Annotated in this window: 9 protein-coding genes; 4 read left to right on the forward strand and 5 right to left on the reverse strand. The window is 72.3% G+C overall.

Annotated elements, in window-relative coordinates:
* Positions 1-40: 40 nt before the first annotated feature.
* The 4 genes from ACWCP0_RS01315 to ACWCP0_RS01330 all read right to left on the reverse strand — a co-directional run bounded on the left by ACWCP0_RS01315 (position 41) and on the right by ACWCP0_RS01330 (position 9,358).
* Positions 41-1,672: a serine/threonine-protein kinase gene (locus ACWCP0_RS01315; RefSeq protein ID WP_451076813.1), complete on the reverse strand. Its 1,632-nt coding sequence runs from the start codon at positions 1,670-1,672 to the stop codon at positions 41-43.
* Positions 1,673-1,908: 236 nt separating this feature from the next.
* On the reverse strand, positions 1,909-4,782 hold the full coding sequence (locus ACWCP0_RS01320) for a protein kinase (RefSeq protein ID WP_451076814.1): 2,874 nt from the start codon (positions 4,780-4,782) through the stop codon (positions 1,909-1,911).
* A gap of 281 nt (positions 4,783-5,063) precedes the next feature.
* Positions 5,064-7,334, reverse strand: a complete 2,271-nt coding sequence (locus ACWCP0_RS01325; RefSeq protein WP_451076815.1) for a protein kinase domain-containing protein — start codon at positions 7,332-7,334, stop codon at positions 5,064-5,066.
* A gap of 317 nt (positions 7,335-7,651) precedes the next feature.
* Positions 7,652-9,358, reverse strand: coding sequence for a glycerol-3-phosphate dehydrogenase/oxidase (locus tag ACWCP0_RS01330; RefSeq protein ID WP_451076816.1), 1,707 nt, complete (start codon positions 9,356-9,358; stop codon positions 7,652-7,654).
* Positions 9,359-9,608: 250 nt separating this feature from the next.
* On the opposite strand from ACWCP0_RS01330, the gene ACWCP0_RS01335 reads away from it, so the two are divergent.
* The 4 genes from ACWCP0_RS01335 (at position 9,609) to ACWCP0_RS01350 (ending at position 14,242) form a co-directional block, all read left to right on the forward strand.
* On the forward strand, positions 9,609-10,850 hold the full coding sequence (locus tag ACWCP0_RS01335) for a nucleotide sugar dehydrogenase (RefSeq protein WP_351226449.1): 1,242 nt from the start codon (positions 9,609-9,611) through the stop codon (positions 10,848-10,850).
* A gap of 112 nt (positions 10,851-10,962) precedes the next feature.
* Positions 10,963-11,910 (forward strand): hypothetical protein, encoded by a 948-nt coding sequence (locus ACWCP0_RS01340; RefSeq protein ID WP_451076817.1) that lies wholly within the window; start codon positions 10,963-10,965, stop codon positions 11,908-11,910.
* A 3-nt stretch (positions 11,911-11,913) separates the two neighbouring features.
* Complete coding sequence (locus tag ACWCP0_RS01345) at positions 11,914-13,614, forward strand: M16 family metallopeptidase (RefSeq protein WP_451076818.1); 1,701 nt, start codon at positions 11,914-11,916, stop codon at positions 13,612-13,614.
* A 130-nt stretch (positions 13,615-13,744) separates the two neighbouring features.
* A complete protein-coding gene (locus ACWCP0_RS01350; RefSeq protein WP_451076819.1) occupies positions 13,745-14,242 on the forward strand; it encodes a hypothetical protein in 498 nt (165 codons plus the stop codon).
* Positions 14,243-14,393: 151 nt separating this feature from the next.
* On the opposite strand, the gene ACWCP0_RS01355 is transcribed toward ACWCP0_RS01350, so the two are convergent.
* The gene (locus ACWCP0_RS01355) at positions 14,394-15,518 is read right to left on the reverse strand and encodes a GuaB3 family IMP dehydrogenase-related protein (protein WP_451076820.1); all 1,125 of its coding nucleotides are present in this window, start codon (positions 15,516-15,518) and stop codon (positions 14,394-14,396) included.
* Between the last annotated feature and the right edge of the window lie 26 nt (positions 15,519-15,544).

Genomic DNA, 15,544 nt, shown 5'->3' on the forward strand with positions numbered 1-15,544 from the left:
TACTTGCGTAGTTGAGCGATGCAAAACGGTAACGGAGCCGTCAGGCGGCAGACGGAGGGGGCTGCCAGCTCTGGACCATGACGTCGAACTGCTGCCGGATCGTGGGCCAGTCCTCGGCGGGGCCGGCCATGAAGAGGGCGTACTCGGTCCCGTCGTCGTCGTAATAGACCTGGTCGATCGCACGGCGCTTGCCCGGGTGGTCCTTGATCTCGGTCCACGTGAACTCCCAGAGCGCCGACTTCGTCTGGTCGCGGTAAGTGATGGGGTGCAGCGTCAGCCGATGGTAGTCCGCCCGCCCGTCGACGATCTTCTCCAGATCCAGCAGGTGCATGTACGGGTTCTCGAAGTCGGGCGACGTGTCGATGCTGATCCGGATGCGATGGCGGCCGTTGTCGGGCGTGTAGTCGATCTGATCTCCGTCCAGCTGCCGCGTCCAGCCGTCCGGTACGAGCAGGCTGAAGCCCTCGGGGTCGTTCTCCCGATGCCAGCCCTCCGGCACGGAACCGGTCCTGGCGGGCGCGGGAGACGAGGACGCGCCGGGCCCCGGCGTGGTGCCACGGCCGGTCGGGGTACCGCCGCCGCTCCCGTCCGCGTAGTGCATCGCCAGGAATCCCGCGCCGCCACCGACGATCGCGGCGATGGCGCCGGCCAGGAGTGCCGCACGCCAGCGGCCGGCCGGCTTCCGGGCCGAAGCGGGGGCCGCGGATTCCGCGGGAACGGTGGGCGCGGTGGTGGGGGCGGGTGCGAACGGAGGCCCTGGCAACTGCGCCGTCGCCGCGCGGCGTTCCTCGCGATCCACCGTCTGCGTCGGTACGTACGCCTGCGCCGCCCTCGGGCTGCGCCCCTCCATCGCCTCCATCAGCATCCGCTCGGTCTCGGCGGCGGACGGGCGCTGCCCGGGATCCTTGCACAGCAGCGACGTGATGACCGGGGCCAGCGGGCCCGCGTTCCGGGCGGGCGGCAGCTCCTCGGTCACCACGGCCTGCATCGTGGACAGCGGCGACGTACGGCGGAACGGAGAGCTCCCTTCCACCGCGGTGTACAGCGTGGCGCCGAGGGACCACAGGTCGGACGCAGGTCCGGGGTCGCCGCCGCGTACCCGTTCCGGAGCCAGATAGTCGATGGAGCCGACGAGTTCGCCGGTCCTGGTGATCGTCGAGTCGCCCTCGATGGCGGCGATGCCGAAGTCGGTGAGCAGGACGCGGCCGTCGGAGGCGAGCAGCACGTTCCCCGGCTTGACGTCGCGGTGCAGCACACCGGCGGCGTGCGCGGCGCGCAGCGCGCCGAGGACGTGCAGGCCGATCCGGGCGGCCTCGGTGGCGCGGACAGGGCCCGATTCCTTGGCGGCGTCGGCGAGTGACGGCCCGTCGACGTACTGCATGACGATCCACGGGCGGTCGTCGTACTCCAGGACGTCGTGCACCGTCACCACGTTCGGGTGGGAGATCCGGGCGGCGGCCCTGGCCTCCTTCTGGGTCCTGGCGTGCAGGACCGTCCGGTCGGCCTCGGACACGTACAGCCCGGCGGTGAGCTCCTTGACCGCGACGGTTCTGTGCAGGAGTTCGTCGTGGGCGCGCCAGACCTTGCCCATGCCGCCGCGACCGATGCCTTCGGCCAGCCGGTACCGGCCGGCCAGCAGCAGTCCCGCTCCCGTGCTCCGTCTGTTTTCCACGTGCCCCGTGCCCCCGCCCCGTTCCTTGGAATGACAGGTTACGGAGGGGAAGTACGTACGGGGAACACAGGGCCGCTCACCAACTCGCACCGTGACGCGGTTGTTGCGGGATGCGGTCGGCAAGGGCGGTCACCGGGTGGTTTTCGGACAGTGGTCGACGGCTGGTCGCCGACGGTCGTACGGGAGGCCGGCCGCGCGGGCCCTCGGCCGGTGACACGGAGGGCCGGCAGTCGTGGTCAGCCGGCCGCGCGGTACGCCGCCGTCGCCTGCTGGTAGATCTCGCTGACCTTGTCCCGCCGGCCCTCCGGGCCGATCACCTGGATCACGTGGTACCGGTCGCCGACGATCATGGCGATGTTGCGGACGTACACCTCGCGTCCGGTGCTGTCCTGCCAGGTGAACTGCCCCTCCGCCATGGCCTGTTTGCCCACGTCGATACGGCGCAGACCGGACGCGGACGACCAGGAGGAGTCCCGGAACGGCTGCAGTTCGCGCTCCTTGTTGCGCTGGTACGCCATCGGGTCCGCGCCGTTCGCCCCGACCGAGTCCCGGCCGGGGACGACGATGAGGGTGAAGTCGCCACCGACGTAACGGACCTGACCGCTGTCGTTGATGGGCCGCCGCTGCCACGTCTTGTCGACGCCGATCCGGAAGCCCTCCGGATCCACGCGCACGACATAGCCGTCGGCGAGGTCCACGGCGGGTGCGGAGGTCTGGGGCTGCTGACCGTCCGGGGCACCCGAAGGCTGCTGGGGGTCGGGGGTCCGGCCCCCGTCGGGGGCCTCGCTGTTCGCGGGTGCGCCAGTGCCCGGGGCGGTGCTCCCGGCGGACTGGGGATCGGCCTTCGGCATGAACATCACGGCGTACGCCACGGCCGCGGCCAGCGCCAGCAGGATCAGGACCAGGAGGAGACGGCCGAGCGAGCGCGGGCCGCGCGGTCGCCGCTCCCGGGGCTCCTTGACCTTCTTGTGGCGGTGGCGGCCGTGTGTCGCCTCGGGCGAGCCGGCGCGGCGCTTGCGGACGAGCTCGCCGCGGCGGCGTACGACGGGCAGCCGCGTGCCGTCGACGGACGGCAGCGGCACGACCTCGGCGCCCGCGTCGGGCTCGGGCGCGGACCTGATCAGCGAGCGCAGCCAGCCGCGGAGCTCCTCGAAGTCGGGGCGCTCGGTGGGGTCCTGGCGCAGCAGCGACTCGACGACCGGCCGCAGCGGGCCGCACTCCTCGGCGAACGCGGGCGGCTCGGCGCAGACCAGCTGGACCAGCTCGACCGCGCTCTCCTCGGGGTACGGGGCGTGGCCCTGCACCGCACGGTAGAGCAGCGCGCCGAGCGCCCACAGGTCCGTGGCCGGACCGATGGGCGGCGCCAGCTGCCAGTTCTCGTGGACCGGGCCCGCCTGCTCGGGCGCCCAGCGTTCGGTGACCGCGCCGACGACGGCGATCCGCGCCTGGCGGGCCCGCTCGGCGGCAAGGGGGGTGGCGGGGCCGCGGTAGGGGGCGAGGGGGGTGGCGGGGCCGCCCGCGACGACGTCGTCCCAGCGGCCGGTGCCGGCCGTGCTCCCGGTGTTCCCTGAGTTCGCGGTGCTCCCCGTGCCTGCGGAGTTGCCGGTACCACCGCCGGTGCCCGGCTGTCCGGAGCCACGGGCCTGGGCGGGGAGCTGCTGCCGCTGTGCGTCGGCGCGCAGGGCGTCGGTGCCGAAGGAGCCTCTGGCGTACGGCGAGGGGCCGCCGCCTGCCGGAATCGGCGTGGGGCCGTCGGCACCCGGGCGGGGGCCGTCGTGCCACGTGCCCGCGAGTTCGGCGCGGCGGGGACGGTAGGGGCTGCGCGGCGGGTCGTCGCCGTAGGTCGCGTCGTCGTACGTCGCATCGTCGTACGACGCATCGTCGTACGACGCGTCGTCAGTGGCGTCGCTCTCGTACGTCTCGACCTCGTAGGCATCCACTTCGTAGACGTCGTCGTCCGTGGCGTCGATGTCGTCGTGGATGTCGTCGTCGCCGGCGTCCGTCGGCCGGGGCCACCACTGGGGCTCGGGCGCACCCGAGCGTGGGGCGGGCAGCGCGGAGCCGCTGCCGCGGCCGCCGGCGGGCTCGTCCCGTACTCCCGGGTGGTGCAGGCGCTCGACGCCGTGGTGCCCGTCCTGGCTCTGCCGGCCGTACTCGCCGTGCGGGGCATGCCGGCCGTGGTCCTCCGCCCGGCGCCCGCTCTCGAGCTCCCGGCGGGCTTCGTCCTGCCGCCGGTCCTCGGTGACGCGGGCCGCGGCGCGGGCCCCCGCCCGGTAAGCGGCGATGGCCCCCGCGCGTGCGGCGCGCCTGTCCCCGGAGTCCTCGCCGAAGCCGTGGCCGTAGGCCGGAGGCGCGTACGGGTCCGTCGCGCCGCCCGGACGCGGCACGGGTGCGGGCCCGGCCACGGGGGCACGTCCGGGCGCCGGGTCAGGAGTGGGCGCCGCCCCTCCGGCCGGCGGGCCGACCGGATCCACCAGATCGGCCTCGATCACCTGGTCCGGGGGCTCCGGCACCGGCGCGTACCCGCACAGGGCCTCCTCCGCCGCGCCCGCCGCGAGACCCGTCAGCACGACACGGCCGTCGTCGCAGACCAGGACCGTGCGGACCGTGATGTTGCGGTGGGTCCAGCCGTGCGCATGGAGGGCACGCAGCGCGGTGAGCACGTCCGAGCCGATCTCCGCCGCCCGGTAGGGATTCAGCGGCTTCTCCGCGAGCAGCGCCGCCAGCGGGCGTGCCGCGATCAGTTCGCTCACTATCCAGAGCGAACCGCCCTCCGCGAACACGTCGAAGACCTGGTCCAGCCGGGGGTGGTCAGGAATCTGGGCCGCTGCCTGGGCCGCCTCGACGGCACGTCGGACCGCAGGGTCCGTGGGCCGCCGTGTGGTCCGCCCTGGCGCCCGCCGCTGCACGGAGGATCCCCGGGGGCCGGAGCCCCCGTCCGGGTCGAGCACCTCGGCGTCCACGACCTCCGGCAACGGCACCTGCCGGACCACGACCTCCTGGCCGCTGTAGGTGTCGAAGGCACGCGTCTCGACGAGTTCGTACTCGTCGGAGGGTGGCAACGGCAGGCGGTAGCGGTCGGCGAGCACCCTTCCCGCGTAGTCGTCCACGACGCCTCCCCAGCAGCGCTGTCCTCTTGGCTCGGTTCACCTCCGGGGCGCTCGAGCCGCTGTCGACGGCCGATCGTGCTCGGTCCCTCGTACCTCAGGACCTCCGCCCGCGCGGCGGTAGCCGCACATCGACGCCGGCGTCCCTTTCGACAGCGGCGCGCCCCTTCGCCTCACTCGCCTGTTCCCCCGGTCCCGAGACCGTACGAAACCGTCAATTCCGGTCGTTCACCGGCCTCTTGCGGCTGCGTACGGTCTACGGCCTCTCACGATACGTGGCCTGGTCAGTCCTTGGGGGCGAACGTGTCGAACGCCGTCTCACGCAGCGTCGTGCACTCCTCGCCGTCCCACTCGCTCGCCTTGCAGCTGATCATGATCGAGTAGCCGCGCTTGGCGTCGACCTTGAAGCCGCGGTTGAGCACGCGGACGCGCTGACCGAGCTGATCGCGCTCGAAGCTCCAGTCGGCGACGGTCGGGTAGCGGTTGTACTCGACGGTGTCGATGCCGAGGTGCTTGTAGCCGTCGCTGCTGCTCTTCACGGCGAGGACCGCGGCGGCCCACGCGGCCTTCGCGTCGTCGCCGGGGCTGTTCGTGAAGTCCACCTGCACGCGGGGGAATCCACCGTTCGCGCTGAAGATCCCGCCCGAGTTCTGGCCCGCGATGCGGGTGAGCTTGAAGTCCTGCGGCATCGCCATGGTGAAGTGGAACCGGTCGTTCGTCACCAGCTTGTACCCGGCCGGAATCCCCTCCCCGCCCGCCTGGCCACCGGTCTTCCCGTCGCCCGACGGCTGGGCCCCGGCCGTGCTCCCGCCGCTGCCCTGCGTGCCGTCGTCCGTGCCGGTGTCACCGCCCTGGTCCTGGCTGTCGCCGCCCTGGGTGGCGCCCTTGCCCTTGTCCTGACCGTTGCCGCCGGAGGTGGCCCCGGCCGAAGCGGCCGTGTCGCCCTTGGACTTGCCCTGGCCGCCCTTGTCCTCGTTGCCGTCGAGCGCGAGGAGAAGCACGGTCGAGAGCACGGCGAGTGCGACGACGACCGCGATGACGACCAGCGTCCGCCTGGACACCACATCCGTGAGCGGCGCGCGCACGGGGGCCGTACGCGCGGACGCCGCCTCGGGAGCACCGGAGGGAGCCGGCTTGGGCGACGCGGGCGACTGCTCGGACTTCGCCGCGGCGTTCCGTACGGAGCGGAGCGCACTCCGCAGCCGCACTGCCGCCGCGTCCTTGGCGGGAGCCGCAGCCGGGGCCGGGGCCACGGGCTCCGGCGGAACCGGCGGGAGGGCGACCACCCTGGTCGCCTCGGCCGACGGCTCCGGCGCGGCCGGGCGCTCCGCCGCGTGCATGACGTCCAGGAGCAGAGCCCGCGCACCCGCGTCGTCGAGCCGCTGCGCGGGGTCCTTGGCCAGCAGGCCGTAGATGACCTCCTCCAGCGGGCCTGCGTTCTTCGGCGGGTCGAGCGGCTCGGTCATCACCGCGGTGAGCGTCGCGATCGCGGAGCCCTTGTCGTACGGCGGGCAGCCCTCGACGCACGCGTACAGCAATCCGCCCAACGACCACAGATCGGCCGCCGGCCCGGGCTTGTGACCGCGGGCGCGCTCGGGCGAGATGTACGAGGGCGCGCCGACCAGCATGCCGGTGGAGGTGATGGAGGGGTCGCCCTCGACCTGCGCGATGCCGAAGTCGGTCAGCACGACCCGTCCGTCCTCGGCGATCAGCACATTGGACGGCTTCACATCGCGGTGCAGGATGCCCTCGCGGTGCGCGGAGCGCAGCACGTCGAGAATCGCCAGACCGACCTCGGCCGCCCGTCGGGGCGTCAGGAGGCCGTCCTCACGCAGGGCTTCGGCGAGGGACTTGCCCTCGACGAGCTCCATGACGATCCACGGGCGGTCGTCCTCGTCGACGACGTCGTAGACCGTCACCGCGCCGTTGTTGCGGATGCGGGCGATCGCCTTCGCCTCGCGGAGTGTGCGCGTGATGAGGCGTCGCTTCTCGTCCTCGTCGATGCTGTTGGGGAAGCGCAGCTCCTTCACGGCGACCGTGCGGCCGAGGGTTTCGTCGACGGCCCGCCATACGGTGCCCATGCCGCCGCGCCCGAGCACGCCGCCCAGCCGGTACCGCCCGGCCAGCAGCCGTCCGTCCCCGGCGGCCCTGACCGCGCCCCGCACCGCGCCGCCGCCCGTTCTGCCGGACTCGGCCCCGGTGCCACTCCCGGCACTTGGGGCCAACGCCTCGGCGCCCGGGCCCGTACCCCGGCCCGCGCCCGAAGTCGGCTCCGGCACCGCATCCTTCACCGGACCGCGTGCCGCGCCACCTGGCGAGCCGGCGCCGTCCGCCGAGCCCGAGCCGACGCCGTCCGCCACACCTGCATTCACGCCCGCGTCCGGGTCCGCGTCCGGCGCGGCAGTCTGTGCACCGGCGTCACCGGACACCGTCCTACCCGCCTTGCCCGCGTCCGTCCCCGAGCCCCCGTCAGAGCGGTTCGCGTCGGCGACCTCCCGATCAGCGTCCTGCAGGGTCCCCGGTGTCGTGTCCCGCGACTGCTCCGCCTCCGACATGCGTCCCCTCTGCGATCCCTGATCCTCGCCCGCGCCTGCCGCTTCCGCGCGATGCGGTAACCCGCCCTGGAAGAGCCCCCATTCTCTCTTACTCCAGGACCGCTGAGTCTCCCGGGTCCACCGTGTGTCAGCACGGGCCCCCGGAAAGGGACTCCGCAGCCGTCGGCCGCACGGGGCGCGGCCGCCACCCCGATCGCCTTCACCCCCCTCGAACGCCTGGTCGGGCCCCGGTACCCGGAGCAACCCGTCCTCCCGGCATGTGAGTTCCGGAACGCACCGGCGTGTCCCGAAGCCCTCCGGACACGAGCGAGATCGGACTAGATCGGCACGATGTCCGGCGCGCCGAGCCGCGCCGCGTCCGCCGTCAGGTCGTCCGGCTGGCGCTGCGACTCGCGCTCCGCCTCCACTCGCTTCTCGTAGTGCTCGACCTCCTTCTCGATCTGCTCCTTCTCCCAGCCCAGCACCGGCGCCATGAGCTCCGCGCACTCCCGTGCACTGCGCGTCCCCCGGTCGAACGTCTCGATGGAGATGCGGGTCCGCCGCGTCAGGACGTCGTCGAGATGGCGGGCCCCTTCGTGCGAGGCTGCGTAGACGATCTCCGCCCGCAGATAGTCGTCGGCGCCGCCGAGCGGTTCGCCGAGCCTCGGGTCGGCCCCGATCAGCTCCAGCAGTTCCTCGGTCAGCGAGCCGTACCGGTTGAGCAGATGCTCCACCCGGGCGACATGGAGGCCCGTGCGGGCCGCGATCCTCGCCCGTGCGTTCCACAGCGCCCGATAGCCCTCGGCGCCCAGCAGGGGCACGTCCTCCGTGACACAGGCCGCGACGCGCTGGTCCAGCCCGTGCACCGCCGCGTCCACGGCGTCCTTCGCCATCACCCGGTACGTCGTGTACTTGCCGCCCGCGACGACGACGAGGCCGGGCACCGGATGGGCCACCGTGTGCTCGCGGCTGAGCTTGCTGGTCGCGTCCGACTCGCCCGCGAGGAGCGGTCGCAGTCCCGCGTAGACCCCTTGGACATCGTCGCGGGTGAGCGGCACGGCCAGCACGGAGTTGACGTGCTCCAGCAGATAGTCGATGTCGGCGCTGGACGCCGCCGGATGGGCCTTGTCCAGGTCCCAGTCGGTGTCCGTCGTCCCCACGATCCAGTGGCGGCCCCAGGGGATGACGAAGAGCACGGACTTCTCGGTGCGCAGGATGAGCCCGGTGGTCGAGTGGATCCGGTCCTTGGGCACGACGAGATGGATGCCCTTGGACGCCCTGACGTGGAACTGGCCGCGCTCGCCGATCAGGGCCTGGGTGTCGTCCGTCCACACTCCTGTCGCGTTGACGATCTGCTTCGCCCGGATCTCGTACTCCCCGCCGGCCTCGACGTCCTGCACGCGGGCGCCCACGACCCGCTCGCCCTCCCGCAGGAAGCCGATCACCCGTGCGCGGCTGGCCACCCGTGCCCCGTAGCTCGCGGCCGTGCGCACCAGGGTCGCCACATAGCGGGCGTCGTCCATCTGTGCGTCGTAGTACTGCAAGGCGCCCACCAGGGAGTCCCTCTTGAGGCAGGGGGCGACCCGCAGCGCGTTCGTCCGCGAGAGGTGGCGGTGGACGGGCAGGCCGCGGCCATGGCCCGAGGAGACCGACATCGCGTCGTACAACGCGACGCCCGGTCCGGCGTAGAGCCGCTCCCAGACCCTGTGCTGGAGCGGATACAGGAAGGGCACGGGCTTCACCAGATGCGGGGCGAGCCGCTGCAGCAGCAGTCCGCGCTCCTTGAGCGCCTCCCGCACGAGCGCGAAGTCCAGCATCTCCAGATAGCGCAGCCCGCCGTGGATGAGCTTGCTGGACCTGCTGGAGGTGCCCGATGCCCAGTCCCGGGCCTCGACCAGTCCAGTCGAGAGTCCGCGTGTCGCGGCGTCCAGTGCGGTGCCCGCACCGACCACGCCTGCGCCCACGACCAGCACGTCCAGCTCGCGCTCCGCCATCGTGGCGAGTGCCTCCGAACGCTGTGCGGGCCCCAGTGTCGCTGTCCTCACGGCTGCCTCCCGTCGCCCCCGTTGGTCGGACTCACAACCTTGATTCTGTCCGCACTCCCCGACTTCAGCCACCGCCTGTGGACAACACTCGGGCGGCGAGACCCTCGCAATGCCGTATTTCGGTCATATTTACGCCTAGTGTGACATTGCGCCCCGCTGGTTCTGCCCTCGTTCCGTCCACAGGACTTGCGGGCCACGTCCCCTTCGGCTACTGGAAGCTTCGGCTACCGGGAAAGGACGGCCCACCGCCATGCCCGCAGATCTCGCCGTCATCGGACTCGGCCACCTCGGACTGCCGCTCGCCCAGGCCGCCGTGGCCGCCGGCATCGAGACGATCGGCTACGACACCGACCCGCGCCCCGTCGCCGAACTCGCCGCCGGCCGCCCGCCGGTGGACGGTTCGCTCAGCGCCTCCGAAATCCGCCGGATGCTCTCGGGCGGCTTCCGGCCGACCACCGACCCTGCCGAGCTGGGCCGCGTCCGTACCGCCGTCATCTGCGCCCCCACTCCCCTGGGCGCGGACCGCATGCTCGACCTGACCGCGGTCGGCGCCGCCGCCCGCGCCCTCGCCGCGCGGCTGCGCCCGCGCACCACCGTGCTCCTCGAATCCGCGGTCGCACCCGGCACCACGGAGAGTTACCTCCTCCCGATCCTCGAAGAGGGATCGGGGCTGCGCGCCGGCCGCGACTTCCACCTCGCGTACGCCCCCAGCCGCCTCGACCCCGGCAACCGCGTCCACGGCCACGCGGGCATCCCCCAGGTGATCGGCGGGCTCACCCCGGCCTGCACCGAGTCCGCCGCCGCGTTCTACGGGCGCGTCACCGACAAGGTGGTCCGTGCCCGCGGTCTGCGCGAGGCCGAGACCGTCAAGCTCCTGGAGACCAACTTCCGGCACGTCAACATCGCCCTCGTCAACGAGATGGCGGTGCTCTGCCACGAGCTCGGCGTCGACCTCTGGGACGTCATCCGCTGCGCCGAGACCAAGCCGTTCGGCTTCCATGCCTTCCGCCCGGGCCCCGGCGTCGGCGGCCACGGCATCCCCGTCGACACGATCGGCGCCCACCGGCCACTGCGGCTGGTCGAGCTGGCGGGCCAGATCAACGAGCGCATGCCGCAGTACGTCATCCAGCGCAGCGCCACGCTCCTGAACGAGCACGGGAAATCGGCACGCGGGGCCAGGGTGCTGCTCCTCGGCATCACGTACAAACCGGACCTCGCCGACCTCGAGGGCTCCCCCGCTCCCGAGATCGCCCAACGCCTGATGGAGCTGGGCGCGTCCGTCAGCTACCACGACCCGTACGTGTTCGACTGGCGCGTCCACGACCGGCCGGTCCCCCGCGCGGACTCCCTCTACGAGGCCGCGGCCAACGCCGACCTCACGATCCTGCTCCAGCACCACCACACCTACGACCTCCAGGGCCTGGCGGTGAAGGCCCAGCTCCTGCTGGACACCCGGGGCGCGTCTCCCGCGGGCGCGGCACACCGCCTCTGAGCTGGGGTTCGACCGGCATTGCCCGATGACGGCGTCGTACAGGAGTGCTAGCCTCCGGGGCCACTGAGCGCATCATCCACGCGCTCGCGTTCCTTGGGGGGAACCCAGCATCGTGTCCAGCACCGCGCTGCTGTCGCAGCCACAGTTCGAACCGCACATCACCATGCCCGCGCTCGCACCCCTGCGGACCGCGGCCGTGGCCGGGGACTGGGATGCGGTCTCCCGTTTCTTCGCCGCGCTCGGCCATGAGGACGAGCGCGCCTTCGCCGCGTCCGTCGTGGCCGACGTGCCCGGGTCCGAGACGTTCCTGGAGCAGGTGGTCGCCGACCGTCCCGGCGATCCCCTGGCCAGGTGCCTGCTCGCCGACCGGTACATCATCGTCGGCTGGTCGATCAGGACCGCCGCCCGCGCCAAGGCCGTCTCACGCAAGCAGTTCAGCCAGTTCCACCGCTGGCTGCGCAAGGCCGAACAACTGCTCATCGACGTCTGCGCCGAGTACCCCGACTACGGGCTCGCCTGGTATCTGCGGCTGATCACGGTCCGCGGACTTGAGCTCGGCCACAGTGAGGCCCGGCGCCGCTACAACCGGCTCGCCGAGCACCACCCGCACCACTACCCCGCCCAGTCCCAGCTCCTCCAGCTGCTGTGCCCGAAGTGGAGCGGCACCTGGGAGGAGGCCTTCGCCTTCGCCAGGGAGTGCGCCGCCGCGGCCCCGCCCGGCACCCACAGCGCCACGCTCCTCGCCGAGGCCCACCTGGAGATGTGGCTCGAACTGAGCCCGGGCGCGGACGCCCGCCATCTCGCCCAGCCCTCCGTGCGGGACGAACTGGCCGCTGCCGCCGCGCAGTCCGTCCTGCATCCGCAGTTCCGTCCCGGCTTCCACTGGATCAGCGCCCACGGTTTCTTCGCCGCCACACTCTCCCTGGGGCGCCACCACGCCCAGGCGGCGCAGCACTTCCGCGTCCTCGGCAACCGCGCCGGCAAGCACCCCTGGGACTATCTCGGCGATCCGGCCGTCACGTTCAAGGAACACCGCAAGACCTCGCTCGCGAAGGGCTGACCCATGACCGAAGACATCCGCGAGACCGAGGTCGACGGCATCCGCACCCTGCTCGCTCACCGTCCCGGCCCGGTGAGCGCCGGGCTCTTCTTCCGCGTCGGCAGCGCCGACGAAACCCTCGCCACCCGCGGAATCACCCATCTGGTGGAACATCTCGCGCTGCACCGGCACGGCGTCGGCGATCTGCACTACAACGGCGCGACCGCCGGAACCTTCACCCACTTCCATGTCACGGGCGACCCCTCCGAGGTCGTCGCGTACCTCAACGGTGTGTGCGCCGCGCTGCGCGACCTGCCGCTGGAACGGCTGGAGACCGAGAAGGAGATCCTTCGCACCGAAGCGGCGGGCCGCAGCAGCGGCCCGGGGTACGACATGCCCCTGTGGCGGTACGGAGCCGAGGGCTACGGTCTGCCCAGCTACCAGGAGCTGGGCCTGTACCGGATCGACGCGACGGCGGTACGGGACTGGGCCGCGACCCGGTTCACCCGGGAGAACGCCGTCCTGTGGATCACCAGCGACACCGTGCCGGACGGCCTCGACCTGAACCTGCCGTCGGGACCGTGGCATCCGCTTCCCGCGCCGACGTCCACCCTGCCGCGCACTCCCGCGTATTTCGAGGGCGACGACGGCGTCGTCGTGCTCGACGCCGTCGTCCGGCGCAGCACGGCCGCCAGTCTGTTCGCCGACGTGTTCGGCAAGGCGCTCTTCCGTGATCTGCGCCAGGAGGGCGGCTACTCGTACGCCGCCGAATGCGACTACAGCCCGCGTGACGCCGAGTTCGCGACGATCACCGCCCTGGCCGATTCGCTCCCCAGGAAACAGGACGCGGTGGTCGGCGGCTTCATCGACACCCTCGCCGCACTGCGGGCCGGGCGCATCGAGCAGTCCGATCTGGACGCCGTACGCAGCGCGCGGCTCAAGGCGTACGAGATCCCCGATCTGGCCGCTGCGAAGCTGCCGAGCCAGGCGCTCGGCGTGCTCACCGGCCACCCCGTGCCCGGCGACGACGAGCACATCGCCGAGCTGCACGCGGTCACGGTCGAGGATCTTCACGACGTGGCGCGCAAGGTCTGGGACAACGCGCTGCTCAAGGTCCCCGGTCACCGGGGCGCCGACTGGGCGGGCTTCCACGAGGCCCCCAGTGGATCCACGGAACTGCTCACCGGCCGCCGCTACGCCTACCGCACGGACTCCGACGCCGCACTGCTCATCGGCCGGGAAGGCGTCAGCCTGGCATCGCCCCACAACCAGGTCAGCGTCCGCTACTCCGAGTGCGCCGCGATGCTCGCGTACGCCGACGGCGGCCGCCGCCTCATCGCCAAGGACGGGCTCAGCCTCTCCGTCGAGCCGACGCTGTACCGCGTGTCCCCGGCGGAGCTCGCGCCCATCGACGCCGCCGTGCCCCCGCACGCGGTCATCCCGATGCCGGCCCGCTCCCCCGACCGGATCCCGCAGCCCGCGCCGCTGCGCGATCCGGCGCGGCCCACCCCGAGCTGGAAGTCGACGGCGGCACTGTGGCTGTTCGCCGCCCTGGCGCTGTTCTGGGGACTCGTCGCCGTCGTCGGGACGGCCGACGAACTCGATCCGGCGGTCACGGCGTCGCCGGACCGGGTCTATCTCGCCCTCCTGTGGATCCTCGAAGGCGGAGCGCTCTTCCTTCTGGGCCGCACCTGGTACCGGCGCAGGCAGGGCTACGGCGGATGACTATGGGCCCGGCACCGTGAGGGTGCCGGGCCCAGGTGAATCCTCGTGTGCGTTGTCGGACCGGGGTGTTAGCCTCCAGCGCCACTTGTCGCACATGCGTGCGCATCCGTTTCCCGTGGGGGGATCCCGTATGTCTCAGTCCGTACCGCCGTCCGGCAACCCGTTCGCCGCCGACGCCTCGCCGGTGCCGGCGCCGGCTCCCGCGCCCGCGCCCGCGCCGGCCCGATCGGGCAACCTCGCCCTCGGTCTGGTGGGCTCCCTGGTCGCCGCGCTCGTCGCGGGCGGCGTCTACGGCGGTGTCGCCGGGGCGATCGAGCGCGAAATCGGCTGGGCCGCCATCGGTGTCGGCTTCCTCGTCGGCTTCGTCGCGGCGAAGCTCGGCGGTCGCAACCTGGTCCTGCCCATCGTGAGCGCCGCCTTCTCCCTCGGCGCGGTCTACCTCGGTCAGCTCCTCGCCCTCGCGATCCTCGTCGCCAAGGAGCTGAACGTCTCCGCGACCGACATGTTCCTCGACCACTTCTCCCTGCTCACGCAGGGCTGGAACGAGGGCAAGGACTTCATGACGCTCGTCTTCTTCGTGCTGGCAGGCGTCGCGGCGTTCGGTGGTGCGAAGAAGGGCGCGGAGTGACACTGCCGCTCCAGGGCCTGCCCGGCCCCTGGGGGCCGTGTGTCGTGATCTCGCCCTGATCACCGGCTGACCGGAGTGACGAGCACGCACGAGGGGCCCGGCACCGTGATGGTGCCGGGCCCCTCGGTCGTACGCCGGGTGCCGGCAGGTGTCAGCGCTTGTGCTGCGAGTCCGCGACCGTCACCTCGACGCGCTGGAACTCCTTGAGCTCGCTGTAGCCCGTCGTCGCCATGGCCCGCTTCAGGGCGCCGAAGAAGTTCATCGAGCCGTCCGGGGAGTGCGACGGGCCGGTGAGGATCTCCTCCGTCGTACCGACGATGCCCAGGTCGACGAGCTTGCCGCGCGGGACGTCCTCGTGGACGGCCTCCATGCCCCAGTGGTGGCCGCGGCCGGGCGCGTCCGTCGCACGGGCCAGCGGGGAGCCGATCATGACGGCGTCCGCGCCGCAGGCGATCGCCTTCGGCAGGTCGCCGGACCACCCGACACCGCCGTCGGCGATGACGTGCACGTACCGGCCGCCGGACTCGTCCATGTAGTCGCGGCGGGCCGCGGCGACATCGGCGACGGCGGTGGCCATCGGGACCTGGATGCCCAGCACGTTCCGCGTGGTGTGCGCGGCGCCGCCGCCGAAGCCGACGAGGACGCCCGCCGCGCCCGTGCGCATCAGGTGCAGCGCCGCCGTGTACGTGGCGCAGCCGCCGACGATGACCGGGACGTCGAGCTCGTAGATGAACTGCTTCAGGTTCAGCGGCTCCGCGGCGCCGGACACGTGCTCGGCCGAGACGGTCGTGCCGCGGATGACGAAGAGGTCGACACCCGCGTCGACGACGGCCTTGGAGAACTGGGCCGTGCGCTGCGGCGAGAGCGCGGCGGCGGTGACGACGCCCGAGTCGCGCACCTCCTTCAGGCGCTGCCCGATCAGCTCCTCCTTGATCGGGGCGGCGTAGATCTCCTGGAGGCGGCGGGTCGCGCTCTCCGTCGGCAGCTCCGCGATCTCGTCGAGCAGCGGCTGCGGGTCCTCGTACCGGGTCCACAGGCCCTCGAGGTTCAGCACACCGAGGCCGCCCAGCTCACCGATGCGGATCGCGGTCTGCGGGGAGACGACGGAGTCCATGGGAGCGGCCAGGAAGGGCAGCTCGAAGCGGTAGGCGTCGATCTGCCACGCGATCGAGACCTCCTTGGGGTCCCGGGTGCGTCGGCTCGGTACGACGGCGATGTCGTCGAACGCGTACGCCCTGCGGCCGCGCTTGCCGCGCCCGATCTCGATCTCAGTCACGATGTGTGGCCTTTCCCTCTACGTCT

This window comes from Streptomyces sp. NPDC001970 (genome assembly GCF_053594115.1).